Below are 25,024 nucleotides of genomic sequence, written 5' to 3'. Positions count from 1 at the left end.
TATTCGATTTCGGTTTCACCGCTGTAGGCGCAGGGCACATCAGACGTTGAGAGGTCCGGGGGACAGAAGCGGAAACTACGGGAAACGACGAAGGGACGCCGAAGCGTCCCTTGAGATCTTGCTAGCGGTGCCTCAAGCAGCTGGCGGAGCGCCCGCTGTCCTCGGGGGATGAGGTCAGGTGAGCGCGGGCTCCGCCTGGGGTACGTCGATGCCGTCGAGCATCGAGTCGTCGTGACGTGCGGCAGCGGACAGCATGTCGTTTTCGGCCTGCATCCGGATGAGTTCGGATTCCAGGTCCTGGACGCGCTGCTGAAGCCGTCGCATCTCGGAGAGGACTCGGGGGTCGGAGCCGCCGACGTAACCGAGAAGCGCCTTTGCCATGATGGATGGTCCTCCACACTGAGTGACCGACCGAAGCGGTGTGGGTCGTGAGGGATTCGCACCCGCGGTGCTTGTCATTTCGCTGCGAGCTCAATGCCAAACAGCTAAGGTGCGCGGGGCTTCCAGAGTCTCACCAAAAGGTTTGAGGGTCAACACGATCACGCCCCGTATCCTTGGGCGCCCGGAAGCGAACGGTCGCGGCAACGCCGCACCGGCTCCCCAGAAAAGCGCCCCGGGGGCGTGGAGATCATCCTTACAGCGGCAGCCTTCCACGGGTCGGCCCGGTTGGCAACCACCAGGTCATGACTGCACTGTGCATGTGACGGGGACACGGGAAACCGGCCCGCGGGTCGGCGCCCGTGTCCGGCGCGCCGCACGGGGTCAGCGGATGGCGAATCCGTCGTAACCGCCGCGCGGAGTGTCCCAGATCTCAGTCACCCCTTCGACGCGCCCGGGCGTGTCGCCGGTGCGCAGCCATTCCAGGAGTTCCTCGCAGCGGTCACGGGTGCCTTCGGCGACGACCTGGACCCGGCCGTCGCCGAGATTGAGGGCGAAACCGGCGAGGCCGCCGATGCGCAGGGCGTTGGCCCGGGTGAACCACCGGAAGCCGACACCCTGGACCCGGCCGCGCACCCAGGCGGTCAGACGGACATCTTCGTTCATGTCTGCACGTTAACCGGCCAATTGCTCGGCGAGCACTTCGGCCCCATACGTCATGGCGTACAGTCGCCCGGCAACGAGACTCACCCTTACGAGTGAGGCAAGTTGACGCTCGTGTGACAGAAGGGGGGCCGTGGATGGGCCGCCATCGACGCTCCGTTCCCGCCTCGTCCGACGCCGCCGGTGCCACCGGCCCGGCCGGCGAGCCGGCCGCCGGGACCGCCGCGCACGGCGGCCGCCACCGTGGCCGCCGCCCCGCGCGCGACCGCCGGACCGCTCCGGTGCGCACCGGGCTGCTCGGCGCCTCGGCCGCCGTGGCGATGGGCGCCGTGGCGGTCGCCTCGGGGCTGCTGCCCGGCGGCAGCCAGTACGACTGGGACGGTGGCGGCGGTACGGGGGCGCGAGCGCGCGCCGACGCCCTGCCGGGCACGGCAGCACGCCCCGCGGCGCCCGTGACACCGGCGGACCGCGGCACCGGCCAGGCCAGCCGCGGCGAGCCGCGCCCCGGTATTCCGGACCGGGCGGAACGTGCCACGCCGGCCGTCACCCCCTCGGCCACCCCGTCTCCCCGGCAGCCGACCACTCCCGCGGACACCGGCTCCGGCGGCGGCCGGCCGGACCGCCCGGGACGTACGGACACGGACCGGGCCCCCTCCCCCACGCCCTCGAAGAGCAGCACGCCGACCGCCTCCGCCGCGCCGGTCACCTCGCCCTCGGCCGCCGAGTCGCAGGTGCTGGACCTGGTCAACGCCGAACGCGCGAAGGCCGGCTGTGCGCCGGTGGCCGCCGACCGCCAACTGGGCCGGCTGGCCAGGGACTTCAGCGACGACATGGCCCGCCGCGGCTTCTTCGACCACACCGACCCGGACGGCCGCAGCCCCTGGGACCGCGCCAAGACGGCGGGCATAGAGGGCCTGGGCGGCGAGAACATAGCCCGCGGCCAGGCCGACGCCCGCGCCGTGATGGACACGTGGATGCACAGCCCCGGCCACCGTGCCAACATCCTCAACTGCGAGTACAAGACCTTGGGAGTCGGCGCCCACCTCGGCGCGGGCGGCCCGTGGTGGACGCAGGACTTCGGCTTCTGAACCGGACGGGCGGGTTCAGCCCTCCTCGGGCAGGCTCTCCCACTCCGCGCTGTCGCGATAGAGCTCGTAGTCGTGCTCGGCGGCGATCTCCTCGGCGTGGGCACGGCTGCGCACCGTCACCTCGTGCCGTTCGCTGACGACCTCTCCGTGTACGCCGCCCTCTTCGACCACCTCGATCGCGTGTGTCTCGTACACGACGCTGCCGGGCGCCGCCGAGCTCCAGACCAGATGCATGCTCGTCGCCATCGGATCCCAACCTCCGAAGGTATGGCCCCCTGGCTACAGGGTCGCATCTCCATCCGTACGAAAGCACGCGTATGCGGGTGGGTCGGCGTGTACAGCTTTCCGCCTACGGGCGCGGCGGGCGCTGGCAGCGCGGGCAGAAGTAGCTGGAACGGTTCATCCAGGGACGGCGGCGCACGGCCGTACCGCAGCGGCGGCACGGCTCGTCCTCGCGCCCGTACGCGTCCAGCGACCGTTCGAAGTAACCCGACTCGCCGTTGACGTTGACGTAGAGGCTGTCGAAGCTGGTGCCGCCGACGGCGAGGGCCGCGGTCATCACGTCCCGGATGTGGCCGAGAAGCTCGGCGGTACGGGGGCGGGTGAAGGTCGCGGTGGGGCGCTCGTAGTGCAGCCGGGAGCGCCACAGCGCCTCGTCGGCGTAGATGTTGCCGACCCCGCTGATCAGCGACTGGTCCAGCAGCGCGCGCTTGACGGTGGTCCGGCGGCGGCGCAGCGCCTCGTGGAAGGCGGCGTCGTCGAAGGCCGGGTCGAGCGGGTCGCGGGCGATGTGCGCGATGACGTCGGGGAGCCCGTCGGGGTCGCCCGGCACGGCGTCGTGCAGCGACAGGCCGCCGAAGGTGCGCTGGTCGACGAAGCGCAGTTCGGTGCCGGCGTCGTCGTCGAAGGTGAAGCGGACGCGCAGGTGCTTCTCGTCGGGAGCGTCCTGCGGCTGGACCAGGAGCTGCCCGCTCATGCCGAGGTGGGCGAGGACGGAGAGGCCGTCGGTGACCGGCAGCCACAGGTACTTGCCGCGGCGCCGGGCCTCGCCGATCCGCTGCCCCTTCAGGCGCGTGGCGAAGTCGACGGCGCCCGCGGTGTGCCGGCGGACGGCCCGCGGGTGCAGGACCTCGACGGCGTCGACGGTCCGGCCGCGTACCCAGCGCTCCAGTCCGCGGCGTACGACCTCGACCTCGGGCAGCTCGGGCACGGCTCTCCTCGTCCTCGGAACGGGCCGCCGCGGTCAGGCGGCGGTCTCGATGCGCGTGTACGGATGTGCGGACCGGCGGCGCGGCCCCTTACAGCAGTTCCCGGCCGCCCCGCCCCCGTGCGGGGGCGGACGGCCGGGAACGCCGGTGTGCTGCGGCCGCTCAGCCGGCGGCGGGCGCCGGCGGCTCCTCGGCCGCCGGAGCGGCCTCGGGTACCACGGGCGGCGCCGCCGCGGCCTGCTTCGCCGCCTCGTCCGCCGCCGCGCGGATCGCCCGCCAGGCGGACTCCGCCGCCTGCTGTTCGGCTTCCTTCTTGCTGCGGCCGGTGCCGGTGCCGTACGAGACACCACCGACGCGGGCAGCAGCAGTGAAGGTCTTCTCGTGGTCCGGGCCGGTCTCGCTGACCAGGTACTCCGGGACGCCGAGACCTTCGGTCGCGGTCAGTTCCTGGAGGCTGGTCTTCCAGTCCAGGCCGGCGCCGAGACCGGCGGACTTCTCGATGAGCGGGTCGAAGAGCCGGTGTACCAGCTCGCCGGCCGCTTCGAGGCCCTGGTCGAGGTAGACCGCGCCGATCACCGCTTCGAGGGTGTCGGCGAGGATGGATGCCTTGTTCCGGCCGCCGGTGCCCTCTTCGCCCCTGCCGAGGCGGATGAAGGCGCCGAGGTCGAGGCCGCGGCCCACCTCGGCGAGCGCACGCGAGTTGACCACCGCGGCCCGCAGCTTGGCCAGCTGGCCTTCGGGCAGGTCGGGGTGGGTGCGGTACAGCGTGTCCGTGACCACCAGGCCGAGCACCGAGTCCCCGAGGAACTCCAGCCGCTCGTTGGTGGGCAGGCCGCCGTTCTCGTACGCGTACGAGCGGTGCGTCAGCGCACGCACCAGAAGGGCGGACTCAAGGTGATACCCGAGCCGCCCTTCCAGAAGCGTGTGGGACGAGGCCGTGTCCGCCGGTGCCGTTTCAGCCGCGCGCTTGCGGGGAGACGTAGGGGCGTCTGACATAGAGCCTGTCACCAGCCGATCAGACCTCGAGGACCTGTCGCTTGTTGTAGGTGCCGCAGCTCGGGCACGCGATGTGCTGCTGCTTCGGCTCGTGGCAGCGCTCGCACGCCACCAGGGTGGGGACCGCAGCCTTCCACTGCGACCGGCGGTGGCGCGTGTTGCTGCGCGACATCTTCCGCTTCGGAACAGCCACGGCTACTTCTCCTGCTTCTCGTCGACGCCCGCTTCGGCGCCGCCCATGTTGTCCTTCTCGCCGTCCTGGTCGGTGGCGAGTCCCTGCAGTGCCGCCCAACGGATGTCGACGGCGTCGTGGTGGTGGTCCGGGTCGTCCGCGAGCCGCTCTCCGCACTGGGAGCACAGGCCCGGGCAGTCGTCCTGGCACACCGGCTGCATCGGCAGTGCGAGCACCACCGCATCACGCAGCACAGGTTCGAGGTCGAACAGGTCGTCCTCGAGGAAGAGAGTGTCCTCCTCTTCCTCGGCGTCGTCGCCGGGCTCCGCTGTGCGGGTCCTGGCGTCGGCGTCGGGGTAGGAGAACATCTCCTGGAAGTCCGCCGTGAGCTCACGCTCCAGCGGCTCCAGACACCTTACGCACTCCCCCTGGACCGATGCACGGCCGGTACCTGTGACAAGCACCCCGTCCATGACGGACTCCAGGCGGAAGTCGAGTTCCACCGGCGCGCCCTCGGGCACTCCGATGACCTCGTTGCCGAGGTCCCGGGGGGCCTCGACGGTACGGGAGAGCCGCTGCAGCGCGCCGGGACGACGTCCCAGATCGCGCGTGTCGAACACGAGCGGGGAACGGTGGTCGAGGCGGGCGTTGATGGCTTCCTGCTTTCTACGCTGACGTACGAGCCGCCCCGTCGCCGAATGGGCAACCGGGCAGCGCAGATCGCGGACGTACACGCGACCGAAGAGCCAGGATACTGGAACGGTCCCGATAGGCCCAATCCGCTACTGGCGCCCCTCCTCGTACTGCCGCAGCCGGTCCAAGTCGATCATGCTCGTGTCGAAGAGGCTGGTCTCGTCGAGCGCGGCGGGCTGCGCCGCCCGGCCCGCCGGGGCCTGCCCGTGGTGCTGGTGGTAGGCCGCGTCCGGATCGTAGGGCTGCTGCTGGGCCTGGGGCTGGAGCTGCTGCGCCTGCGGGTCCTGCCAGCCGTAGCCGTACGGGTCCTGCTGCGCGTACGAGGCCTGCTGGTAGCCGTAGACGTCCTGCTGCTGGTAGCCCGGGTCGGTGTAGTAGCCCTGCTGGAGCTCGGGCTGCGCCTGGGGCGGTACGGAGGGCTGCGGCGGGATCTGCGGCTGCGGCGGCACGGGGTCGGCCAGCTCGGCGAGGCCGGCGAGGTACTCGGCGTCGCCGGTGTGGCCCGGGTGACGGCCGTCGGGCTGCGCGGCGAGGCCGCCCAGCTCGTCCGCCGGCCGGGCGCCCTGGAGCTTCTGCCGGCCGCGGCCGACCGCTTCCAGGGTCTTGCTCAGCACCGCCTCGAAGGCGCCGAACTTGGCGTCCACGTAGCGGTCGGCGCGTTCCTTGAGCGTCTGCGGGTCGGCGCTGCGCTCGGGGGCCTGGACGCCGTCCTCGTCCGCGTAGCCCTCCTCGCCCGGCGCCCGGCCGAGCAGCTTCTCGCGGCCGCGGTCGACCGAGCCGATGGTCTTGGTGAGGACGACCTCGAAGTTGGCCAGCTTGCTGTCGACGTAGTCGTCGGCCTCGGCACGGATCTCCTCGGCCTCCCTGCGGGCCTCGGCCAGGATCCGGTCGGCCTCGGCCTGGGACTGCCGGGCGACCTCGGTGTCGGAGATCAGCGAGCCGCGGTGGGCGTTGGCGGACTCGATGATCCGCTCCGCCTCGGCGCGGGCCTCCTCGACCAGCTGCTCCCGGCCGCCGAGCAGCTCCTGCGCCTGCGCGAGCGACCCGGGCAGCGCGGCGCGCACCTCCTCCAGCATGGCGAGCAGCTCGGCGCGGTTGATCACGCACGAGGCCGACATGGGCATGGACCGGGCGCTGCCGACGGTCTGGACGATCTCGTCGAGCTTCTTCTGCACGTCCACCTTGGACTCGCCACTCTCTGGGGTCGGTACGACGGAACGAGGACGACTGTACGTCCACAGCCCCGCGTACCGACACCTGCTGACGGGCGGTCAGCGGGTCACTTGGCGCCGAGCCGTTTGGTCAGCTCTTCCAGGACGAAGGGCGGCACGAGGTGGGACACGTCGCCGCCCCAGGCCGCCACCTCCTTGACCAGGCTGGAGGAGAGGAAGCTGTAGGTGGGGCTGGTGGGGATGAAGAGGGTCTCGACGCCGGAGAGCCCGTTGTTCATCTGCGCCATCTGCAGCTCGTAGTCGAAGTCGCTGACCGCCCGCAGCCCCTTGACGATGGCGGGGATGTCGCGCTGCTTGCAGAAGTCGACGAGCAGGCCGTGGAAGGACTCGACCTCGACGTTGCCGTACTCGGCGGTGGCCTGGCGGATCAGCTCGATCCGCTCGTCGACCGAGAACAGGCCCTTCTTGGCCTGGTTGATCATCACGGTGACGTGCACGACGTCGTAGAGCCTGGAGGCACGGGCAATGATGTCCAGATGCCCGTTGGTGATGGGGTCGAACGACCCCGGACAGACTGCGCGGCGCAACTGAGATTCCTCGCTCTCCGGTCCGGTCATGACGCGTTTTCGCACGTCGAAGCGGCGCGACCGTACCAAAGCGTCCCCTCGCCGTAGCGCCGGGACCGGATGGGCTCGAACCCGTCCGGCCAGGGGAACGGACCGCCTCTGGTGCTCCGCTCCACGGTGACGAGTGCCTCCTCGGCGCACCAGCCCCGTCGGCGGAGTGTGAGCAGGATCTCCCCAAGATCGCCGTCGGTGACGGCGTACGGGGGGTCGAGGAAGAGCACGTCGTACGGCTCGTCCGGGGCCGGCCCCGCGACCACCTGCTCGGCCTTGCCGACGCGCACCTCGGCGCCCGGCAGGCCGACGGCGCGGACGTTGTCACGGATGGTGCGCACGGCGCGGGCGTCGGCCTCGACCAGCAGGACGTGCGCGGCGCCGCGCGACAGCGCCTCCAGGCCCACGGCGCCGGAGCCGCCGTACAGGTCCAGCACCCGGGCGCCGGACAGCGGGCCGTCCAGCGACTCCCAGGTGGAGAACAGGCCCTCGCGCGCCCGGTCGGAGGTCGGGCGGGTGCCGTTGCCGGGGGGCACGGCCAGGCGCCGGCCGCCGGCCGCGCCGGCGATCACGCGGGTCATGGGTCCTCGGTCCTTCACGCTGCGGAGGGGAGCGGCCCGCCTGCGCGGGCCGTCCCCCACCCTATGGCGTCGGGTGGCGCGGAGCCGTGGCACCCGGGCCGGGGCGCAGCTCAGCCCTTGTCGAGGTACTGCTCGCGCTCGGCGTCCAGCAGCGCCTGGAGGGCGATGCGCAGCTCCGGGTGGCCGGCCAGCTCGGGGTCGGCCGCGACCACCGCGGTGGCCTCCTCGCGGGCGGCCTCGATGACCTGTTCGTCCTCGATGACGGCGAGCATCCGCAGGGACGTACGGGCGCCGGACTGGGCCTGGCCGAGGACGTCGCCCTCGCGGCGCTGCTCCAGGTCGATGCGGGACAGCTCGAAGCCGTCCAGGGTGCCGGCGACCGCGGCGAGCCGGGCGCGCGCGGGGCTCGCCTCCGGCATCTCGCTGACCAGCAGGCACAGGCCGGGCGCCGAGCCGCGGCCCACCCGGCCGCGCAGCTGGTGCAGCTGCGAGACGCCGAAGCGGTCCGCGTCCATGATCACCATGGCGGTGGCGTTGGGCACGTTCACGCCGACCTCGATGACGGTGGTCGCCACCAGCGCGTCCACCTCGCCGGCCGCGAACCGGCGCATCACCGCGTCCTTGTCGTCCGGGTGCATCCGGCCGTGCAGCGCCTCGACGCGCAGCCCGGCGAGCGGGCCCTTCACGAGCTGACCCGCGACGTCCAGGACGGCCAGCGGCGGCCGCTTGTCCTCGCCCGCCGCGGCCTCCTCGGCGTCCTTCTTCTTGGCGCCCTTGGCCTTCGGCGCGTCCTCCTCGTCGCCGATGCGGGGGCAGACCACGTACGCCTGGTGGCCGGACTCGACCTCCTCGCGCACCCGCTCCCAGGCCCGCGCGAGGAAGTGCGGCTTCTCCTTGGCGGGCACGACATGGCTGGTGATCGGGGAGCGCCCGGCGGGGAGTTGGTCCAGTACGGAGGTCTCCAGGTCGCCGAAGACGGTCATCGCGACCGTACGGGGAATGGGGGTCGCGGTCATGACGAGCAGGTGCGGCGGCTGCTTGCCCTTGCCGCGCAGCGCGTCGCGCTGCTCCACGCCGAAGCGGTGCTGCTCGTCGACCACGACCAGGCCCAGGTCGTGGAACTGCACCTTGTCCTCGATCAGCGCATGGGTGCCGATCACGATGCCGGCCTCGCCCGTGACGAGGTCCAGCAGGGCCTGGCGGCGGGCCGCGGCGCCCATCGACCCCGTCAGCAGCACCACCTTCGTGCCGTGCTCGGCACCGCCGAGCATTCCTCCCTCGGCCAACTCCCCCATCATTTCCGTGATGGAACGGTGGTGCTGCTGGGCCAGCACCTCGGTGGGCGCGAGCATGGCCGCCTGCCCGCCGGTGTCCACGACGGCGAGCATGGCGCGCAGGGCGACCATGGTTTTCCCGGAACCCACTTCCCCCTGCAAGAGCCGGTGCATCGGGTGGTCGGTCGCCAGGTCGTCGAAGATCTCGCGGCTGACCTTCTGCTGGCCGTCGGTGAGGGTGAAGGGGAGCTTCGCGTCGAAGGCGTCGAGCAGGCCGCCGGGGGTCAACGGGCGCGGGGTGGCGGGGAGTTGGGTCTCCGCCAGGCGACGTCTGGCCAGTGCCACCTGGAGGACGAACGCCTCGTCCCACTTCAGCCGGGAGCGCGCGTCCTCGATGTCGGCCTTCGTGCGCGGCCGGTGGATCTTCTCCAGCGCCTCCGGGAGCGGCAGCAGCGCCCGTCCCTCGCGCAGCGCCGCCGGCAGCGGGTCCAGCGCCTCCCCCGCGCTGGGCAGCACCGCGTCGACGGCCTTGCCGATCTTCCAGGAGGCCATCTGCTGGCAGGCCGGGTAGATCGGCATGAGGCGGCCGGCGAAGGCGTCCACGGCCTCCTCGCCGCCCTCCCCGCCCTCGCCGTCCAGCAGGGCGTACTCGGGGTGGGCCAGTTGCAGCTTGCGGTTGAAGACCGAGACCTTGCCCGCGAACATCGCGCGGCGGCCGGGCAGCAGGTCCTTGTGCGGTTTGTGGATGCCCTTGCCGAAGAAGACGAGCTGGAGCCGGCCGCTGCCGTCGGTGAGGGTCACCTCCAGGCGCTGCCCGCGGCCGTTGTTGAATTTCAGCACCCGGGCGTCCGCGACCCGCGCGACGACGGTGACGTGTTCGTCCAGCGGCAGGTCGGAAAGCCGGGTCAGCTCGCCACGCTCCGCGTATTTGCGGGGATAGTGGTGCAGCAGGTCGCCGACCGTGTGCAGACCGAGATGCTCGGCCATCACCTTCGCGGTGGTGCCACCGAGAATCTTCTTCAGGGGTTCGTCGAGCGCGGACACGCAGACCATTGCACACCACGCCACTGACAACCGGCGGCAGGCCCCGGGATTCCGCCGGGATTCCGCCGGGTCCTGCACGGCTTTCCGTACGGCCTTTCCGGGCGCTATTCGACGCCGATGATGAGGGGGGCGCCGCGCTGCCCGCCCTCGTAGACGACGGTGTCCACGGCCAGGTGGCGTTCCCGTACGTGCCTTTCCAGGCGGGCCGCGAGGGAATCGGGGAGGTCCGCGCCCAGGACGAACGTGACCATTTCCCCGCCCGCGGAGAGCATCCGGTCCAAGACGGCCGTCGCGGTCACGGCCAGGTCGGTGCCGATCACCACCACGTCCCCGTCGATCAGCCCGAGGACGTCCCCCGCCTGGCAGACGCCGGCCATCGTCCAGGACTGCCGTTCGGCGACGGCCAGCTCCGCGTAGCGGGTGGCACCGGCGGCCGAGGTCATCGCCACGACGTCCTCGTCGAAGCTGCGGGCCGGCTCGTGCACGGCGAGGGCGGCGATGCCCTGGACGGCGGAGCGGGTCGGGATCAGGGCGACCCGTACGCCCTCGGTACGGGCCTGTTCGGCCGCCGCTGCCGCGGTGTGCCGCAGTTCGGGGTCGTTGGGCAGCAGCACGACCTCGCGCGCGTGCGCCTGCCGGATCGCCTGGACCAGCTCGCCGCTGGCGGGCGGCTCCCCGGGGCGCACGGTCACCGTGGTCGCGCCGGCCTCGGCACACAGCCCGGCGAGCCCGTCCCCCGGCACCACGGTCACCACCGCACGCGCCACGGGCTCCGGCTCGCGGCGGCGGGGGGACCCGGCTCCTCCGGACGCCCCGAAGTGGGTGATGCGGATGCGGTACGGGCGGCCCGCCTCGATGCCCGCCTCGACGGCGGCGCCCGCGTCGTCCACGTGGACGTGCACGTTCCACAGCCCGTCCCCGCCGACCACCACGAGGGAGTCGCCGAGCCCGTCCAGCCGGGCGCGCAGCCGGGCCACGGCGGCGTCGTCGGCCTCCAGGAGGTAGATCACTTCGAAGGCCGGCCCGTCCGGGGCCGCGTCGTTCCCGTGCCGCTCCTCGGGGTCGTGCCCGTCCCCGTCCGCCGCCGGGCAGCCTTCGGCCGCCGGGACGGGGGCGCCGGGCCGTACCGCGATCGCCGCCGTCGGGTTCTGCCCCGACAGCGCCCCGGCCAGCGCGCCCAGCAGCGCGACCAGGCCGCAGCCTCCCGCGTCCACGACGCCCGCCCGGCCCAGCACCGCCAGCTGCCCCGGCGTCGCCTCCAGGGCGGTGCGCGCCCCTTCGTACGCGGCCCGCGCCACCGCCGCCGGGCTCCCGTCGGCCCGCTCCGCGGCCTGCGCGGCCACCGTGGCGACCGTGAGCACCGTGCCCTCCACGGGGTGTGCCACCGCTTCGTACGTCGACTCGGCCGCCCGCCGCAGCGCCCGCTTCAGCGCCGCCGCGGCGCCATCGCCGCCGTCCGCCCGGCCCGCCGCGCCGTCCCCGAGGACCTCGGCCATGCCGCGCAGCAGCTGCGCGAGGATCGTCCCGGAGTTGCCGCGCGCGCCGATCAGGGCTCCGTGTGCCATGGCGCCGACGGCGTCGGACAGGTCCGGCGCGGTTCCGGAGGCGCCGTGCCCGTCGAAGGCGGCCTCGACCGCGCGGGCCGCGGACTCCACGGTCAGGTACAGGTTGGTGCCGGTGTCCCCGTCGGCCACCGGGTAGACGTTGATCGCGTCGATCCGCTCGCGCTCGCGCCCCAGGGCCTGCAGCGCCAGGCCGCACCAGGTGCGTACCGCAGCGGCGTCGAGCGGGTGCGGCACCGTCGTCCTCCTCGGCCAGTGGCCCGTCGCGGGCTCGGCTCGGTCATGCGATCCACCGCACAGTAGCCGCGTGCGGGCCCGGCGGCCGGGGCGGGGGCCGGAGCGGTCATGGTAGTTTCGTTCTACGGGAGCGGTCGTTGTATGCTGCTCCGGTTGCCCGATGCGAATCGGGCCATTCCTCTCCTGGCGAATCGGGTCGGTTCAATGCACTCCGCTCGTCGGGATTCACCGTAAGTGCATCTGAAGTCTTTGGAGTGACCCGTGGCTGCCAACTGCGACGTCTGCGGCAAGGGGCCGGGCTTCGGCAAGAGCGTTTCCCACTCGCACCGCCGTACCAACCGTCGTTGGAACCCCAACATCCAGACGGTGCGCGCGGTCATCGGGCGCACGCCGAAGCGGCTCAACGTCTGCACCTCGTGCATCAAGGCCGGCAAGGTCTCGCGCTGACGTCATAGTCGTAGCGCAGCCCAGCCGGTTGCCTTAAAGCCGGTCCACCTCGGTGGGCCGGCTTTTTGCCGTCTCCGGGCGCCCGCCTTCGGGGAGGGCGCCCGCGCCGGCCTAGCCCCGCGTCCGCCACCCGTGATCGACCGGCCCGATCCCCGCGCCCAGGCGGAAGCCGGCCGCGATGGCGCCGGTGACGTACTCCTTGGCCGCCGCGACGGCCTCCGGGACGGTGTCCCCCTTCGCGAGCTGCGCGGCGACCGCGCTGGCCAGGGTGCAGCCGGTGCCGTGGGTGTGCCGGTTGTCGTGCCGGGGGGCGCGCAGCCAGTGCTCCTCGGTGCCGTCCGTGAGCAGGTCGGCGGCGTCGCCCGCCAGGTGGCCGCCCTTGATCAGCGCCCACCGCGGCCCGAACCCGAGGATCGCGGCGGCGGCCCGCGGCATGTCGGCCTCCTCCCGGACCCGTACGCCGGTGAGCTGGGCGACCTCGTCGAGGTTGGGGGTGGCGAGGGTGGCCGTGGGCAGCAGCTTCGTACGGACCGCGTCCAGGGCGGAGGCCGCCAGCAGCGCGTCGCCGTGCTTCGAGACGCCGACCGGGTCGACGACGACCGGCGCCCGCACCCCGGCGAGCAGGCCGGCGACGGTCTCGACCAGTTCCGGCGAGGAGAGCATGCCGGTCTTCACGGCCTGCACGCCGATGTCGTCCACGACGCTGCGGAACTGGGCCCGTACGGCCTCGGCGGGCAGCTCCCACGCGCCCTGGACGCCCAGCGAGTTCTGCGCGGTGACGGCGGTCAGCACGCTCATGCCGTGCGTGCCGAGCGCCAGCATCGTCTTCAGGTCGGCCTGGATGCCCGCGCCGCCGCCGGAGTCGGATCCGGCGACGGTCAGGACGCGTGGAGGTATGCGCATGCCCGCGAATCTACCCGGGCCCCGCGAAGCGGCCCGCGTGCGGCCGGAGCGCGGGCCGGCCGGCGGGGTCCGGGCACGGGTTCCCGGCCTACTCGGCGTCCTCGTTGTCGCCGAAGTGGTCCCACCCCGCCTTGGCCCACGGCGCGCCGTCCACCGTGACCTGCGGCAGCGCCGACGGGTTCAGCACCTCGCCGATCACCTTCCAGCGGGCGGGCAGCTTCACGTCCGGCGGGAAGGTCGCCACGATCGCGTGGTCCTCGCCCCCGTTGAGCACCCACTGCATCGGGTCCACGCCGACCGCGGTGCCGATGTCGGACATCTGCGTGGGGATGTCGATCTGGCCGGAGCGCAGGTCGATGCGGACCTTGCTGGCGTCGGCGATGTGGCCGAGGTCGGCGACCAGGCCGTCGCTGACGTCGGTCATGGCGGTGGCGCCGAGGCCGGCCGCCGCCGGGCCCGCGTGGTACGGCGGTTCGGGGCGGCGGTGTGCCTCCACGAAGGCGCGCGGGGAGCGGAAGCCGCGGGAGAGGACCGCGTGCCCGGCCGCCGACCAGCCGAGCCAGCCCGTGACGGCGACCACGTCGCCCGGCTGGGCACCGGATCGGGTGACGGGCTCCTGGTTGCGCAGGTCCCCCAAGGCGGTGATCGCGACGGTGATGGTGTCGCCGCGTACGACGTCGCCGCCCACCACGGCGGCCCCCGCCACCTGGCACTCGTCGCGCAGCCCGTCCATCAGCTCGGTCGCCCAGGTCGCGGGTAGTTCGGCGGGCACCACCAGGCCGAGCAGGATGGCGGTGGGCACCGCGCCCATGGCGGCGATGTCGGCCAGGTTCTGCGCGGCGGCCTTGCGGCCCACGTCGTAGGCGGTGGACCAGTCGCGGCGGAAGTGCCGCCCTTCGAGAAGTACGTCGGTGCTGGCCACGACCCTGCGGTCCGGCGCGGTGACCACCGCGGCGTCGTCGCCGGGGCCGATCCGTACGGCCGGCGTGGCGGTGAGCCGGGAGGTGAGCTCCCTGATCAGGCCGAACTCTCCCAGCTCGCCCACGGTGCCCTTCATGCTGCTGCCCTTCCGATGCGTACGGACGATCCGTACTGCGCTGCCGATCCGTACTCCACTGCCGCGGGGACGGCCCCCGCTCCCCCTGTGTCGACGGTCCCCGTTCCGCCGCCGGTTGCGCCGCGCGCCGCGTACCCCGCGCGGGTCTCCCCGGCGCGCGCACCGACGCGGTACCGTGGCGTCCCTTCTTCCCACATGATCCTCGAACCCGCCCTGGAGGTCCCGTGGTACAGGCGTACATCCTGATCCAGACCGAGGTGGGAAAGGCATCGGCCGTAGCGGAAGTGATCGCCAAGATTCCCGGCGTGATCCAGGCCGAGGACGTCACAGGCCCGTACGACGTGATCGTGCGGGCCCAGGCCGACACGGTCGACGGGCTCGGCCGCATGGTGGTCGCCAAGGTCCAGCAAGTGGACGGCATCACCCGCACCCTGACCTGCCCGGTGGTCCATCTCTAGCTCCCCGTATGCTCGGCCGGGTGATCTCCTCGTCGCGCCGGCTGCTGGCACCGGCCCTGCTCACCGTGGCGTTCGCCGCGGTGAGCTGCTCGTCCTCGGTCCCCACCGCGGCCCCCGCGCCACAGGGCGAGGCCGCACGGCAGTGCCGGGCACTCCGGAAGGAGTTGCCGCGGACCGTGGACGGGCTGGAGCGGGGTACCGCCGATCCGGTGTCGGACTTCACCGCCGTCTGGGGCGATCCGGCCGTCCGGCTGCGCTGCGGGGTACCGAAGCCCGCCGTGCTGACGCCTGGAAGTGAACATTACAACCCCGGTGCGGACGCGGCGGAAGTCAACGGCGTCGAGTGGCTCTTCGAGCAGCAGGACGACGGATACCGCTTCACGACCGTACTGCGCAAGACGTACGTCGAGGTGAGCGTGCCGAAGAAGTACGCCCCCGAGGTCGATGTGCTCACCGACCTCGCGGGCGCCGTCAAGAAGACGGTGCCGGCCGGGGTCTGAGACGTCCGGCCGGCCGCGTCAGCGCAGGCCCGTGGAGCGCCGCAGCGCCGCCTGGACCAGCAGGTCGATCAGCTCCGGGTAGCTCACGCCGGTCTCCTGCCACATCCGCGGGTACATCGAGATGGGCGTGAAGCCGGGCATCGTGTTGATCTCGTTGATCACGAACTCGCCGTCGTCCTGGAGGAAGAAGTCGACGCGCGCCAGGCCCTCGCAGGACAGCGCCTCGAAGGCGCGTACGGCCAGCTCCCGGACCCCGGCGGTCTGCTCCGCGGTCAGCGGGGCGGGCACGATGCCGCTGGCCGAGTCGATGTACTTGGCCTCGAAGTCGTAGAAGGCGTGGTCGGAGACGGGCGGGATCTCGGCCGGCAGGCTGCCGCGCGGCCCGTCGGGGAACTCCAGCACGCCGCACTCGATCTCGCGGCCGGTCAGCAGCGACTCCACCAGGATCTTCGGGTCGTGGCGGCGCGCTTCCTCGATGGCCGCGTCCAGGCCGGAGAGGTCGTCGACCTTGGTGATGCCCATGGAGGACCCGGCGCGGGCGGGCTTGACGAAGAGCGGCCAGCCGTGTTCCCCGGCGAAGTCCACGATCTTCTTGCGGGCCGCGGCGCCCTTCTGCCCCTCGGGGCCCTGCTCCCACTCGTGCGGGCGGACGACCTCGTACGGGCCGACCGGCAGCCCGTAGGAGACGAACACCCGCTTCATGTACTCCTTGTCCATGCCGACGGCCGAGGCGAGCACGCCCGAACCGACGTAGGGGACGCCGGAGAGCTCCAGGAGGCCCTGGATCGTGCCGTCCTCGCCGTACGGGCCGTGCAGGACGGGGAAGACGACGTCGACCTCGCCCAGCGCCTTGGGCACCGAGCCGGGCTCGCCGTAGACGACCTCGCGGCTGGTCGGGTCCGTGGGGAGCTGGACGGCGCCCTCTGCGGACTCGGCCAGGTCCGCCACGCTCGGCAGCCGCCGGTCGGAGAAGACCATCCGCTCGGGATCGTCGGCACTCAGGACCCAACGGCCTTCCGGGGTGACGCCGATGGGCAGCACTTCGTACTTCTCGCGGTCGATGGCGGCCAGCACGGCGCCCGCGGTGACCACGGAGACGGCGTGCTCGGAGCTGCGTCCGCCGAACACGACGGCGACGCGGGGCTTGTGGGAGGTGGTCTCGCTGCTCATATCGCGTTGAGCGTACCTGCTGCCCCAGGCGGAGTCAGTGCCGCTCCGGCTTGGCGCTGCGTGACATCAGTTCCTTCAGGGCCACCAGCGGCGGCTTGCCCTCGTGGACGATGTCCACGACCGTCTCGGTGATCGGCATGTCGACGCCGTGCCGGCGGGCGAGATCCAGTACCGACTCGCAGGACTTGACGCCCTCCGCGGTCTGCTTGGTGACCGCGATGGTCTCCTCCAGCGTCATGCCGCGGCCGAGGTTGGCGCCGAAGGTGTTGTTGCGCGAGAGCGGCGAGGAGCAGGTGGCGACCAGGTCACCCATTCCGGCGAGCCCGGCGAAGGTGTGCGCGTCGGCGCCCATCGCCAGGCCCAGGCGGGTGGTTTCGGCGAGGCCGCGGGTGATCAGGGAGGCCTTGGCGTTGTCGCCCAGTCCCATGCCGCCGGCCATGCCGACCGCCAGCGCGATGACGTTCTTGACCGCGCCGCCCAGCTCGGCGCCGACCACGTCGGTGTTGGTGTAGGGGCGGAAGTACGGGGTGTGGCAGGCGGCCTGGAGGCGCCGGGCCACCGCCTCGTCGGCGCAGGCCACGACCGCGGCGGCGGGCTGCCGGGCGGCGATCTCCTTGGCCAGGTTGGGCCCGGTCAGCACCGCGACGCGCTCGGCCGGGGCCTTGGCGACCTCCTCGACGACCTCGCTCATCCGCTTGGCGGTGCCCAGTTCGACGCCCTTCATCAGGGAGACCAGGACGGTGTCGGCGGGCAGCAGGGGCGCCCAGGCGGCGAGGTTCTCGCGCAGCGTCTGCGAGGGGATGGCCAGGACGGTGAAATCTGCGCCGTGCGCGGCCTCCGCGGGGTCCGTGGTGGCCCGTACGGAGGCGGGCAGTTCCGCGTCCGGCAGGTAGTCGGGGTTGGTGCGGCCGGTGTTGATGGCGTCGACCAGGCCCGCTCTGCGGCCCCACATCGTCACCTCGCAGCCCGCGTCACCGAGCACCATCGCGAATGCGGTACCCCAGGACCCCGTGCCGTAGACGGCGCAGCGCGTCACTTGCCTTCATCCTCCTGTGTCTTCGGTGCCTGGTCGTCCAGTTTCACGCCCTGCTCGTCCAGTTCCCACGCCCGTTCGGCCGCTGCCCGGTCGCGGCGGCTGCGGTCGCGCCGGGCGGCGACGGCCTTCTTGTGGTCGTACGGCTCGGCGGGCACCGGCTCGCCGCGCACCTCGGAGAGGATCTCGGTGACGGCGGCCATGACCTTGTCGGTCACCGCGCGCAGCACCTCGGCGGTCGGCTCCTTGCCGTAGAACTCGCTCAGGTCGACCGGCGGCCCCGCCTTGACCCGCAGCGTCTTGCGCGGGAAGAGGCGCAGCTTCTTCTCCTTGGCGTAGGGCGGCATCACCTCGTTGGCGCCCCACTGTGCCACCGGGACCACCGGCGCCTTGGTGAGCAACGCCACCCGGGCGGCCCCGGTCTTGCCCTGCATGGGCCACATGTCGGGGTCCCTGGTGAGGGTGCCCTCGGGGTAGAAGGCGACACATTCGCCCTTGTCGATGGCGGCCACCGCGGCGCGGAAGGCCACGGCGGCGTCGGTGGATTCCCGGTAGACGGGGATCTGGCCGGTGCCGCGCATCATCAGGCCGACAAAGCCGCCCTTGAAGAGGCCCGACTTGGCGAGGAATCGCGGGACCCGGCCGGTGTTGTACTGGTAGTGCGCATACGAGAGCGGATCCAGATACGAGTTGTGGTTGACCACGGTGATAAATCCGCCGTCGGCGGGAATGTGCTCCATTCCCTGCCAGTCCCGCTTGAACAGAACCAGGAGCGGCGGTTTGCAGATGACCGCGGCCAAGCGGTACCAGAAGCCGATTCTGCGGCGGGACACTGGGACACCCTCCTTGTGGGATCTGCTGAGCTGCTGCGACCCGGCAGCCGCACAAGTGTCGCCCCAGGTACCCGCTATGTCGAGAACACCGTAACCCCGCCGCTGCCGGATGGCGGTGACGGCGGGTGAGAATGAGGGCGATGCGAAGTGACGGAGGGGACGCGGGCTGGAGCCTGGTCGTACCCCTGAAACCCCTGGTACGGGCGAAGAGCAGGCTGTCCCCTGCGGTGGGCGAGGAGCTGCGGCCCCGGTTGGCACTGGCGTTCGCGCTGGATACCGTGGCCGCCGCGCTGGCCTGCGAAGACGTCGCGGATGTGGCGGTTGTCACGGACGATCCGCTGGCCGGGGAACGCCTGGCGGCCCTCGGGGCGCGCATCGTGGCCGACATTCCGGCCCGGGGCTTGAACGCGGCGCTGGCTCACGGCGCCGACGCGGTACGCGCCCGGCGCGCCGCGGCCCCCGTGGCGGCACTCAACGCCGATCTCCCGGCGTTGCGCCCGGCGGAACTGCGCCGGGTACTGTCGGCCGCCGCCGCATTTCCCCGGGCATTTCTCGCGGATGCGGCGGAAATCGGTACGACGCTGCTGACCGCGGCTTCCGGGGTGGAATTGGCGCCCGCTTTCGGGGGGCCGTCCCGGGCGCGTCACCTGGATTCGGGGGCCCGCGAGATCGCGCCGGCGGGCGCCGGTTCCGTACGCCGGGACGTGGACACCGGCGAGGATCTGCGGGCCGCGCTGGCGCTGGGCGTGGGGCCGCACACGGCCCGCTGCCTGCCGCGGACACCGGCTTTCGCGGAGCGTGCGGAGGGCGTCAGAACGTCTGGAGCGTGACGAGCACGATCCGGCGCCCGTCCTTGTCCCCGCCGCCCGCCTCGCCCTCGACGTCGATGCGTACCCGCTGGCCGGGCCGCAGCAGCCGCAGGCCGCCCGCGTCGAACGCCGCCGCGTCGAAGGGCAGCGGCGTCCCGTCGTCGAGCAGCACGCTGCCGGAACGGGTCTGGTCGTCGTAGGTGTACGCGGTGGCCTGCATGCGGACAGCCTAGACGGCGTGGATACGCCGCTGCCGTACGCCGAGGCCGTAGGATCGCCACGCACCGCGGGCCGGGCTCCCCGGGGGGAGTCCGGCCCGACGCGTGGCGTCGCCGCTGCTGAATTACCGCTTGCGGGCGGTGGTCTTCTTGGCGGTGGTCTTGCGGGCCGTGGTCTTCTTGGCCGGGGCCTTCTTCGCCGTCGCCTTCTTCGCGGGCGCGGTCTTCTTGGCCGTCGCCTTCTTGGCGGTGGTGGCGGTGGCCTTCTTGGCCGGGGTGGCCTTCTTGGCGGCGGCCGTGGTCTTCTTGGCCGCCGACTTCTTCGCCGTGGCGGTGGTCTTCTTCGCCGGCGTCGCCGTCGTCTTCTTCGCCGTGGCGGTGGTCTTCTTCGCCGGCGTGGCCTTCTTGGCGGTGGCCGTGGTCTTCTTCGCGGCCGACTTCTTGGCGGTGGCCTTCTTGGCGGCGGCCTTGGCCGTCGTACGGGTGGAAGAACCGCCCGAGAGGCTGCCCTTGGGGGCCTTCTTCACGGCCACGTCGTTCTTCGGGAGCTTCTTCGAGCCGCTGACCAGGTCCTTGAAGCCCTGGCCCGCGCGGAAACGGGGCACCGAGGTCTTCTTGACCCGTACCCGCTCACCCGTCTGCGGGTTGCGGGCGTAGCGGGCCGGACGGTCCACCTTCTCGAACGAGCCGAATCCGGTGACCGATACGCGGTCGCCGGAGACAACTGCACGGACGATTGCGTCCAGTACCGCGTCCACCGCGTCCGCGGCGTTCTGACGGCCGCCGAGCTTGTCGGCAATGGCTTCTACGAGCTGCGCCTTGTTCACGTCTTCCCCTTCGGAGACATTGCTGGAACGAAAGTGTTCAAGCCTTTTCGCACGTTAGGCAGATATATACCGCAAATCAAACACGAAACGGGCTAATCACCCTTGTGCCGCAACGAACTCGACCTTCACGGAGTTCCGTCGGCGTGCACGTCTTCGGGAAAGCGACCCTCGTCGAGGTCGTTCATGAACCACTCCAGACGCCTTGCCGCGTCCGCCAGATCGTGTTTCGCCGCCGCCGTGATGACGAGCAGCTTCCGGGTCAGCGCCATGCGTACGCCCTCCGGGACTTGCAGTGTCCGCACTCGTGTGTGTGCGTCCTTGAGTCGGTCGGCGACGAGACCGTAGAGCTTGAGTTGGTCGTCGCGTTCCATGCGCTAATTGTGCCATCTGCGGCGAGTTGTCGCTTCACGGGGCCTCAACAGCAGCCTTCACACGCCGATGCGCCCCCTGCCAACTAGCAAGGGGCGCATCGTACGCAATAAGGCTTTGAGCCAAAAAACCCGAGGTCAGACTACTACCGTTTGCGGCTTGAACGACGGCCTGTTCGCCTCGTACGCGGCGATGGCCTCCTCCTCCCGAAGGGTGAGGCTGATGTCGTCCAGGCCCTCCAGCAGCCTCCAACGCGCGTTCTCGTCCAGCTCGAACCCAGCGGTGATGCCCGGCGCCCGGACCTGCCGGCCGACGAGGTCGACGGTGACCTCCGCGGCGGGGTCCGTCTCGGCGAGCTCCTGTAGCGCCTCGACGGTCTCCTGCGGGAGCACGACGGTCAGCAGTCCGTTCTTCAGCGAGTTGCCCCGGAAGATGTCCGCGAAACGCGAGGAGACGACGGCCTTGAAGCCGTAGTTCTGCAGGGCCCACACCGCGTGCTCGCGCGAGGAGCCGGTGCCGAAGTCGGGCCCGGCCACCAGAACGGTCGCCCCCCGGTACGCCTCCTGGTTCAGCACGAACCGCGGATCCTTGCGCCAGGCCTCGAAGAGCCCGTCCTCGAAGCCGTCCCGGGTGACCTTCTTGAGCCAGTGGGCCGGGATGATCTGGTCGGTGTCGACGTTGCTGCGGCGCAGCGGCACGGCCCGGCCGGTGTGCGTGGTGAATGCTTCCATCGTTCTCAGACTCCCGCGGGCGTGCGTACGTCGGCGTCGGCGCCGGCCAGGTCGGCCGGCGATGCCAGATGGCCGAGAACCGCCGTTGCGGCGGCGACCTGAGGCGAGACCAGGTGGGTGCGGCCGCCCTTGCCCTGCCGGCCCTCGAAGTTGCGGTTGGAGGTGGAGGCGGAGCGCTCGCCGGGTGCCAGCTGGTCGGGGTTCATGCCCAGGCACATCGAGCAGCCGGCGTGCCGCCACTCGGCACCGGCCTGGGTGAAGACCTTGTCGAGCCCCTCCTCGACCGCCTGGAGGGCGACCCGGACCGAGCCGGGGACGACGAGCATCCGTACACCGTCGGCGACCCGGCGGCCCCGGACGACCTCGGCCGCCGCGCGCAGATCCTCGATGCGTCCGTTGGTGCACGAACCTACGAAGACGGTGTCGACGCCGATCTCACGCAGCGGCTGACCCGCCGTCAACCCCATGTATTCCAGGGCCCTTTCGGCGGCGTAGCGCTCCGAAGCGTCTTCGTACGAAGCGGGGTCGGGGACGGCCGCGGAAAGCGGCGCGCCCTGGCCCGGGTTGGTGCCCCAGGTGACGAACGGGGCCAGCTCGGAGGCGTCGACGACGACCTCGTGGTCGAAGGCCGCGCCCTCGTCGGTGCGCAGCGTCTTCCAGTACTCCACCGCGGCGTCCCAGTCGGCGCCCTCGGGCGCGTGGTCGCGGCCCTTGAGGTAGGCGAAGGTGGTCTCGTCGGGGGCGATCATGCCGGCCCGCGCACCCGCCTCGATGGACATGTTGCAGATGGTCATCCGGGCCTCCATCGAGAGCTTCTCGACGGCCGGGCCGCGGTACTCGATGACGTAGCCCTGCCCGCCGCCGGTGCCGATCCTGGCGATGATCGCGAGGATCAGGTCCTTGGCGGTGACGCCGTCGGGCAGTTCGCCCTCGACGGTGACTGCCATGGTCTTGAAGGGCGCCATCGGCAGCGTCTGGGTGGCCAGCACGTGCTCGACCTGACTGGTGCCGATGCCGAAGGCCAGCGCGCCGAACGCGCCGTGGGTGGAGGTGTGGCTGTCGCCGCAGACCACGGTGGTGCCGGGCTGGGTCAGCCCCAACTGCGGTCCCACCACGTGGACGACCCCCTGCTCGACGTCGCCCAGCGGGTGCAGCCGTACGCCGAACTCCGCGCAGTTCTTGCGCAGCGTCTCCAGCTGGGTGCGGGAGACGGGGTCGGCGATGGGCTTGTCGATGTCGAGGGTCGGGGTGTTGTGGTCCTCGGTGGCGATGGTCAGGTCGGTGCGCCGCACCCGGCGGCCGGCCTTGCGGAGGCCGTCGAACGCCTGCGGGCTGGTCACCTCGTGCAGCAGGTGCAGATCGATGAAGAGGAGGTCGGGCTCGCCTTCCGCGCGCCGGACGACGTGGTCGTCCCAGACCTTCTCCGCGAGTGTCCGTCCCATCGCTTTCCCTCCGGCCGGCCGCATTGCCGGCCCAACTCGACTGTGTGCGCAGCGTCCGCCCCCGAAACCGGACGTCGTGCCGGGCCCTGGTCGGGGCCGTGACTAAAGATTGGCGGCTTCCCGGGAAAATTGAACTTGCGTTTCACACTGTGAGACGTGAGTATCGTTGCATGGACAACTCTAGCGGCGTCGGCGTTCTCGACAAGGCAGCTCTCGTACTGAGCGCTCTGGAGTCCGGTCCGGCCACCCTCGCCGGGCTGGTCGCGGCGACCGGGCTCGCACGACCCACGGCCCACCGGCTGGCCGTGGCACTGGAACACCACCGGATGGTGGCGAGGGACATGCAGGGCCGGTTCATCCTCGGCCCGCGGCTGTCGGAACTGGCCGCGGCGGCCGGCGAGGACCGCCTGCTGGCCACGGCCGGGCCGGTGCTCACCCACCTGCGCGACGTGACGGGCGAGAGCGCCCAGCTCTACCGGCGCCAGGGCGACATGCGCATCTGCGTGGCGGCGGCGGAACGGCTGTCCGGACTGCGGGACACCGTCCCGGTCGGCTCCACGCTCCCCATGAAGGCCGGCTCGGCGGCCCAGATCCTGATGGCCTGGGAGGAGCCGGAGCGCCTGCACCGCGGCCTCCAGGGCGCGCGCTTCACGGCCACCGCCCTGTCCGGCGTACGGCGCCGCGGCTGGGCCCAGTCGATCGGCGAGCGGGAGCCGGGCGTGGCCTCGGTCTCGGCGCCCGTGCGCGGCCCCTCGAACCGCGTGGTCGCCGCCGTCTCGGTCTCCGGACCGATCGAGCGGCTGACCCGCCACCCGGGCCGGATGCACGCCCAGGCGGTCATCGACGCGGCGGCCCGGCTCAGCGAGGCGCTGCGCCGCACCGGCTGACCAGCGAGAACACCGGCCGGAGCGGCGCGGCGCGCCCTCCCGTGAGCGTCAGCCGTACTGCGGCGCGCTCACGGGTGCGGACGCCCCGTGAGCGCCCCGGCCGGCCGGGGCGAGGCCGTACGCGGCCCCGAGCCCGGTCGGCGGCACCGTGTTGTAGATCGTGCTGTACGCCCCCGCCGGCACGACGTACGTCTCGTGCCAGATACCGACTCCCCCCTTGCCGCTCCGCGCGCGGCGGTTGAACGCCGCCCACGCGGGGCGGTGCTCCATGTTCTGCTCCGAGGCGTACGCGTACAGCTTCTCGCGCGACTCCCAGTACTGGACGATGGTGAAGGAGCGCGGCCCGCCGTTCAGCACCCGGAAGCCGAGCAAGCCCGCATCCCGCTCGCGCGACAGCTCCTTGAGCATCCGTGGCATACCGAGCCACACGGGCATCCAACTGCGCACGTCCCGGAACTTGTTGACGCGCATCCCGATCAGGAAGACGACCACCTCCTCGTCGGTGTCCACCACCATGCGCCCCGGCACGACCTTGTCGCTCACGATTGTCCCCCTGCCTCTCCGGACTTTGGATAGCGATGCTATCCATGCTTGGATAGTGGCACTCTCCAAAGAAGGGCGCAAGAGGATGCGACTGGCGGAACTGAGCGAACGCAGCGGGGTGCCCACCGCCACGATCAAGTACTACCTGCGGGAGCGGCTGCTCCCGCCGGGCGAGCGGGTCACCGCCACCACCGCCGAGTACGGCGACGCCCACCTGCGCCGGCTACGCCTGGTGAGGGCGCTGGTCCAGGTCGGCAAGATGCCGGTGGCCACCGCCCGCGAGGTGCTGGCCGCGGTCGAGGACGAGACGCTGGACCACCACATGCGCCTCGGCGCTGCCGTATGGGCCCTGCCGCACGCCCCCGGCCCCGCGGAGGAGACCCCGGAGACCGCGGCGGCACGCCGGACGGCGGACGAGCTGCTGCACCGCCTGGGCTGGCGGTACGGACTGGAGACGGGGGCGGCCTCCCCCGCGTACGAAATGCTGGTGAACGCCCTGGCCGCGCTCGCCCGGCTCGGCTATCCGCACGCCGTCGCGAACGTGCTGCCGTACGCCCGGATCGCGGGCGAACTGGCCGTCGCCGACCTGGATTTGGTGGAGCAGTTCGAGACGCCCACCGAGCAGGTGGAGGCCGCGGTGGCGCTGACCGTACTGCTCGAACCGGTACTGCTGAGCCTGCGGCGGATCGCGGAGGCGGAGGAGTCGCACCGCCGGTACCGCGGCGGCGCCTCATGACAAGGGGCCCCGCCCCTGGGGCCTGTCATGCGAAGAGGCCCTCCCCAACCGGGAAGGGCCTCTTCGTCGCGTACCCCCGACCGGATTCGAACCGGCGCTACCGCCTTGAGAGGGCGGCGTGCTAGGCCGCTACACAACGGGGGCTTGCTCTGCAGAACCGCAGTCGACCTGCGGTTTCGCGCTGGGCTACCAGGACTCGAACCTAGACTAAATGAACCAGAATCACTCGTGCTGCCAATTACACCATAGCCCATGGTGGTATAGACCAGTACCCCCGACCGGATTCGAACCGGCGCTACCGCCTTGAGAGGGCGGCGTGCTAGGCCGCTACACAACGGGGGCCCTAGCGATCCTTGCGTCGTCACATCCGGGAGCG

30 protein-coding genes and 3 tRNA genes are annotated in these 25,024 nt (G+C 71.8%); 7 read left to right on the top strand and 26 right to left on the bottom strand.

The features are described from left to right. Nucleotides 1-174: 174 nt before the first annotated feature. Nucleotides 175-381, bottom strand: a complete 207-nt coding sequence (locus tag ACH4K4_RS22235) for a hypothetical protein (RefSeq protein WP_030018387.1) — start codon at nt 379-381, stop codon at nt 175-177. A gap of 381 nt (nt 382-762) precedes the next feature. Beyond that, complete coding sequence (locus ACH4K4_RS22230; RefSeq protein WP_398169421.1) at nt 763-1,044, bottom strand: acylphosphatase; 282 nt, start codon at nt 1,042-1,044, stop codon at nt 763-765. Between the two features lie 134 nt (nt 1,045-1,178). On the opposite strand from ACH4K4_RS22230, the gene ACH4K4_RS22225 reads away from it, so the two are divergent. Continuing rightward, nucleotides 1,179-2,129, top strand: a complete 951-nt coding sequence (locus ACH4K4_RS22225; RefSeq protein ID WP_398169420.1) for a CAP domain-containing protein — start codon at nt 1,179-1,181, stop codon at nt 2,127-2,129. A 15-nt stretch (nt 2,130-2,144) separates the two neighbouring features. On the opposite strand, the gene ACH4K4_RS22220 is transcribed toward ACH4K4_RS22225, so the two are convergent. From ACH4K4_RS22220 to ACH4K4_RS22175, 10 genes are all read right to left on the bottom strand, one after another. Next, the gene (locus ACH4K4_RS22220) at nt 2,145-2,375 is read right to left on the bottom strand and encodes a hypothetical protein (RefSeq protein WP_360131224.1); all 231 of its coding nucleotides are present in this window, start codon (nt 2,373-2,375) and stop codon (nt 2,145-2,147) included. A 103-nt stretch (nt 2,376-2,478) separates the two neighbouring features. Continuing rightward, entirely contained in the window at nt 2,479-3,339 is an 861-nt protein-coding gene (mutM, locus tag ACH4K4_RS22215) for a bifunctional DNA-formamidopyrimidine glycosylase/DNA-(apurinic or apyrimidinic site) lyase (protein ID WP_360131227.1), read from the bottom strand. 160 nt (nt 3,340-3,499) lie between these two features. Further along, the gene (gene rnc / locus ACH4K4_RS22210; protein WP_398169418.1) at nt 3,500-4,333 is read right to left on the bottom strand and encodes a ribonuclease III; all 834 of its coding nucleotides are present in this window, start codon (nt 4,331-4,333) and stop codon (nt 3,500-3,502) included. 19 nt (nt 4,334-4,352) lie between these two features. Next, on the bottom strand, nt 4,353-4,526 hold the full coding sequence (gene rpmF, locus ACH4K4_RS22205; protein ID WP_003951102.1) for a 50S ribosomal protein L32: 174 nt from the start codon (nt 4,524-4,526) through the stop codon (nt 4,353-4,355). A gap of 2 nt (nt 4,527-4,528) precedes the next feature. Continuing rightward, a complete protein-coding gene (locus ACH4K4_RS22200) occupies nt 4,529-5,158 on the bottom strand; it encodes a YceD family protein (protein ID WP_360131369.1) in 630 nt (209 codons plus the stop codon). 129 nt (nt 5,159-5,287) lie between these two features. Next, a complete protein-coding gene (locus ACH4K4_RS22195; RefSeq protein ID WP_398169417.1) occupies nt 5,288-6,379 on the bottom strand; it encodes an ATP synthase F0 subunit B in 1,092 nt (363 codons plus the stop codon). Between the two features lie 98 nt (nt 6,380-6,477). After that, nucleotides 6,478-6,957 (bottom strand): pantetheine-phosphate adenylyltransferase, encoded by a 480-nt coding sequence (gene coaD, locus ACH4K4_RS22190; RefSeq protein WP_398169416.1) that lies wholly within the window; start codon nt 6,955-6,957, stop codon nt 6,478-6,480. A 26-nt stretch (nt 6,958-6,983) separates the two neighbouring features. Next, nucleotides 6,984-7,568, bottom strand: coding sequence for a 16S rRNA (guanine(966)-N(2))-methyltransferase RsmD (gene rsmD, locus ACH4K4_RS22185; RefSeq protein ID WP_398169414.1), 585 nt, complete (start codon nt 7,566-7,568; stop codon nt 6,984-6,986). A gap of 110 nt (nt 7,569-7,678) precedes the next feature. Next, nucleotides 7,679-9,895, bottom strand: coding sequence for an ATP-dependent DNA helicase RecG (gene recG, locus ACH4K4_RS22180; protein WP_398169412.1), 2,217 nt, complete (start codon nt 9,893-9,895; stop codon nt 7,679-7,681). A gap of 95 nt (nt 9,896-9,990) precedes the next feature. Next, nucleotides 9,991-11,685, bottom strand: coding sequence for a DAK2 domain-containing protein (locus tag ACH4K4_RS22175; RefSeq protein ID WP_398169410.1), 1,695 nt, complete (start codon nt 11,683-11,685; stop codon nt 9,991-9,993). Nucleotides 11,686-11,946: 261 nt separating this feature from the next. Here ACH4K4_RS22175 and rpmB point away from each other — a divergent pair, with 261 nt between their 5' ends. Next, a complete protein-coding gene (gene rpmB / locus ACH4K4_RS22170) occupies nt 11,947-12,132 on the top strand; it encodes a 50S ribosomal protein L28 (protein WP_003984695.1) in 186 nt (61 codons plus the stop codon). A 111-nt stretch (nt 12,133-12,243) separates the two neighbouring features. Here the strand turns inward: rpmB and thiD are convergent, their stop codons facing one another. Both thiD and ACH4K4_RS22160 read right to left on the bottom strand, forming a co-directional pair. Then, on the bottom strand, nt 12,244-13,035 hold the full coding sequence (thiD, locus tag ACH4K4_RS22165; protein WP_398169408.1) for a bifunctional hydroxymethylpyrimidine kinase/phosphomethylpyrimidine kinase: 792 nt from the start codon (nt 13,033-13,035) through the stop codon (nt 12,244-12,246). 88 nt (nt 13,036-13,123) lie between these two features. Beyond that, nucleotides 13,124-14,092 (bottom strand): thiamine-phosphate kinase, encoded by a 969-nt coding sequence (locus tag ACH4K4_RS22160; protein ID WP_360131250.1) that lies wholly within the window; start codon nt 14,090-14,092, stop codon nt 13,124-13,126. A 224-nt stretch (nt 14,093-14,316) separates the two neighbouring features. Between ACH4K4_RS22160 and ACH4K4_RS22155 the strand changes: the two genes are divergently transcribed. Together ACH4K4_RS22155 and ACH4K4_RS22150 are read left to right on the top strand one after the other, a co-directional pair. Beyond that, entirely contained in the window at nt 14,317-14,550 is a 234-nt protein-coding gene (locus tag ACH4K4_RS22155; RefSeq protein ID WP_398169406.1) for an Lrp/AsnC family transcriptional regulator, read from the top strand. A gap of 8 nt (nt 14,551-14,558) precedes the next feature. Beyond that, nucleotides 14,559-15,050, top strand: a complete 492-nt coding sequence (locus tag ACH4K4_RS22150) for a DUF3515 domain-containing protein (RefSeq protein WP_398169405.1) — start codon at nt 14,559-14,561, stop codon at nt 15,048-15,050. Between the two features lie 18 nt (nt 15,051-15,068). On the opposite strand, the gene ACH4K4_RS22145 is transcribed toward ACH4K4_RS22150, so the two are convergent. Genes ACH4K4_RS22145 through ACH4K4_RS22135 form a run of 3 tightly spaced genes read right to left on the bottom strand, consistent with a single transcriptional unit; the run spans nt 15,069 to nt 18,086 of the window. Beyond that, complete coding sequence (locus tag ACH4K4_RS22145; protein ID WP_398169403.1) at nt 15,069-16,220, bottom strand: D-alanine--D-alanine ligase family protein; 1,152 nt, start codon at nt 16,218-16,220, stop codon at nt 15,069-15,071. 34 nt (nt 16,221-16,254) lie between these two features. Further along, nucleotides 16,255-17,256, bottom strand: a complete 1,002-nt coding sequence (locus ACH4K4_RS22140; RefSeq protein WP_398030487.1) for an NAD(P)H-dependent glycerol-3-phosphate dehydrogenase — start codon at nt 17,254-17,256, stop codon at nt 16,255-16,257. Further along, complete coding sequence (locus tag ACH4K4_RS22135; RefSeq protein ID WP_398169401.1) at nt 17,253-18,086, bottom strand: lysophospholipid acyltransferase family protein; 834 nt, start codon at nt 18,084-18,086, stop codon at nt 17,253-17,255. Before ACH4K4_RS22135 ends, ACH4K4_RS22140 begins: the two co-directional genes overlap by 4 nt. 140 nt (nt 18,087-18,226) lie before the next feature. On the opposite strand from ACH4K4_RS22135, the gene cofC reads away from it, so the two are divergent. Beyond that, nucleotides 18,227-18,916, top strand: a complete 690-nt coding sequence (gene cofC, locus ACH4K4_RS22130) for a 2-phospho-L-lactate guanylyltransferase (protein ID WP_398169399.1) — start codon at nt 18,227-18,229, stop codon at nt 18,914-18,916. Here cofC and ACH4K4_RS22125 read toward each other — a convergent pair. The 5 genes from ACH4K4_RS22125 to leuC form a co-directional block, all read right to left on the bottom strand. Continuing rightward, nucleotides 18,897-19,115 carry a hypothetical protein gene (locus ACH4K4_RS22125; RefSeq protein WP_360131269.1) on the bottom strand — a complete coding sequence of 73 codons (219 nt, stop codon included), beginning with the start codon at nt 19,113-19,115 and terminating at the stop codon, nt 18,897-18,899. The genes cofC and ACH4K4_RS22125 overlap by 20 nt on opposite strands. Nucleotides 19,116-19,238: 123 nt before the next feature. Further along, complete coding sequence (locus tag ACH4K4_RS22120) at nt 19,239-19,940, bottom strand: HU family DNA-binding protein (RefSeq protein WP_398169397.1); 702 nt, start codon at nt 19,938-19,940, stop codon at nt 19,239-19,241. Between the two features lie 125 nt (nt 19,941-20,065). Continuing rightward, nucleotides 20,066-20,311, bottom strand: a complete 246-nt coding sequence (locus tag ACH4K4_RS22115; RefSeq protein ID WP_360131275.1) for a hypothetical protein — start codon at nt 20,309-20,311, stop codon at nt 20,066-20,068. A 135-nt stretch (nt 20,312-20,446) separates the two neighbouring features. Then, nucleotides 20,447-21,040, bottom strand: coding sequence for a 3-isopropylmalate dehydratase small subunit (leuD, locus tag ACH4K4_RS22110; protein WP_398169396.1), 594 nt, complete (start codon nt 21,038-21,040; stop codon nt 20,447-20,449). A gap of 5 nt (nt 21,041-21,045) precedes the next feature. After that, nucleotides 21,046-22,482, bottom strand: coding sequence for a 3-isopropylmalate dehydratase large subunit (gene leuC, locus ACH4K4_RS22105; protein ID WP_398169394.1), 1,437 nt, complete (start codon nt 22,480-22,482; stop codon nt 21,046-21,048). A gap of 170 nt (nt 22,483-22,652) precedes the next feature. Between leuC and ndgR the strand changes: the two genes are divergently transcribed. After that, the gene (ndgR, locus tag ACH4K4_RS22100) at nt 22,653-23,369 is read left to right on the top strand and encodes an IclR family transcriptional regulator NdgR (protein ID WP_360131283.1); all 717 of its coding nucleotides are present in this window, start codon (nt 22,653-22,655) and stop codon (nt 23,367-23,369) included. Between the two features lie 48 nt (nt 23,370-23,417). Here ndgR and ACH4K4_RS22095 read toward each other — a convergent pair whose 3' ends face one another. Then, nucleotides 23,418-23,912, bottom strand: coding sequence for a DUF4188 domain-containing protein (locus ACH4K4_RS22095; RefSeq protein WP_398169392.1), 495 nt, complete (start codon nt 23,910-23,912; stop codon nt 23,418-23,420). Nucleotides 23,913-23,997: 85 nt separating this feature from the next. Here ACH4K4_RS22095 and ACH4K4_RS22090 point away from each other — a divergent pair, with 85 nt between their 5' ends. Further along, nucleotides 23,998-24,648 (top strand): MerR family transcriptional regulator, encoded by a 651-nt coding sequence (locus tag ACH4K4_RS22090; RefSeq protein ID WP_398169391.1) that lies wholly within the window; start codon nt 23,998-24,000, stop codon nt 24,646-24,648. 71 nt (nt 24,649-24,719) lie between these two features. On the opposite strand, the gene ACH4K4_RS22085 is transcribed toward ACH4K4_RS22090, so the two are convergent. The 3 genes from ACH4K4_RS22085 to ACH4K4_RS22075 all read right to left on the bottom strand — a co-directional run bounded on the left by ACH4K4_RS22085 (nt 24,720) and on the right by ACH4K4_RS22075 (nt 24,990). Next, nucleotides 24,720-24,792, bottom strand: a tRNA-Glu gene (locus tag ACH4K4_RS22085). Between the two features lie 37 nt (nt 24,793-24,829). After that, nucleotides 24,830-24,901: transfer RNA gene (locus ACH4K4_RS22080), tRNA-Gln, on the bottom strand. 16 nt (nt 24,902-24,917) lie between these two features. After that, nucleotides 24,918-24,990, bottom strand: a tRNA-Glu gene (locus tag ACH4K4_RS22075). Nucleotides 24,991-25,024: the final 34 nt, after the last annotated feature.

Origin of the sequence: Streptomyces sp. NPDC017529, from assembly GCF_044329785.1 — a bacterium.
Classification (GTDB): domain Bacteria; phylum Actinomycetota; class Actinomycetes; order Streptomycetales; family Streptomycetaceae; genus Streptomyces.
Note: the sequence above shows the minus strand (reverse complement) of the source record. Positions and strands in the feature narration are given on the sequence as shown.

Bases quoted from the DNA above. Each gene is read 5' to 3' on its own strand.
- ACH4K4_RS22125 (WP_360131269.1), bottom strand. From the start codon at position 19,115: ATGCAGGCCACCGCGTACACCTACGACGACCAGACCCGTTCCGGCAGC.
- recG (WP_398169412.1), bottom strand. From the start codon at position 9,895: ATGGTCTGCGTGTCCGCGCTCGACGAACCCCTGAAGAAGATTCTCGGT.
- thiD (WP_398169408.1), bottom strand. From the start codon at position 13,035: ATGCGCATACCTCCACGCGTCCTGACCGTCGCCGGATCCGACTCCGGC.
- ACH4K4_RS22145 (WP_398169403.1), bottom strand. From the start codon at position 16,220: ATGAGCAGCGAGACCACCTCCCACAAGCCCCGCGTCGCCGTCGTGTTC.
- ACH4K4_RS22090 (WP_398169391.1), top strand. From the start codon at position 23,998: ATGCGACTGGCGGAACTGAGCGAACGCAGCGGGGTGCCCACCGCCACG.
- rnc (WP_398169418.1), bottom strand. From the start codon at position 4,333: ATGTCAGACGCCCCTACGTCTCCCCGCAAGCGCGCGGCTGAAACGGCA.
- ACH4K4_RS22160 (WP_360131250.1), bottom strand. From the start codon at position 14,092: ATGAAGGGCACCGTGGGCGAGCTGGGAGAGTTCGGCCTGATCAGGGAG.
- ACH4K4_RS22150 (WP_398169405.1), top strand. From the start codon at position 14,559: ATGCTCGGCCGGGTGATCTCCTCGTCGCGCCGGCTGCTGGCACCGGCC.
- rsmD (WP_398169414.1), bottom strand. From the start codon at position 7,568: ATGACCCGCGTGATCGCCGGCGCGGCCGGCGGCCGGCGCCTGGCCGTG.
- ACH4K4_RS22115 (WP_360131275.1), bottom strand. From the start codon at position 20,311: ATGGAACGCGACGACCAACTCAAGCTCTACGGTCTCGTCGCCGACCGA.
- ACH4K4_RS22235 (WP_030018387.1), bottom strand. From the start codon at position 381: ATGGCAAAGGCGCTTCTCGGTTACGTCGGCGGCTCCGACCCCCGAGTC.
- ndgR (WP_360131283.1), top strand. From the start codon at position 22,653: ATGGACAACTCTAGCGGCGTCGGCGTTCTCGACAAGGCAGCTCTCGTA.
- cofC (WP_398169399.1), top strand. From the start codon at position 18,227: ATGCGAAGTGACGGAGGGGACGCGGGCTGGAGCCTGGTCGTACCCCTG.
- ACH4K4_RS22220 (WP_360131224.1), bottom strand. From the start codon at position 2,375: ATGGCGACGAGCATGCATCTGGTCTGGAGCTCGGCGGCGCCCGGCAGC.
- leuD (WP_398169396.1), bottom strand. From the start codon at position 21,040: ATGGAAGCATTCACCACGCACACCGGCCGGGCCGTGCCGCTGCGCCGC.
- leuC (WP_398169394.1), bottom strand. From the start codon at position 22,482: ATGGGACGGACACTCGCGGAGAAGGTCTGGGACGACCACGTCGTCCGG.
- ACH4K4_RS22225 (WP_398169420.1), top strand. From the start codon at position 1,179: ATGGGCCGCCATCGACGCTCCGTTCCCGCCTCGTCCGACGCCGCCGGT.
- ACH4K4_RS22230 (WP_398169421.1), bottom strand. From the start codon at position 1,044: ATGAACGAAGATGTCCGTCTGACCGCCTGGGTGCGCGGCCGGGTCCAG.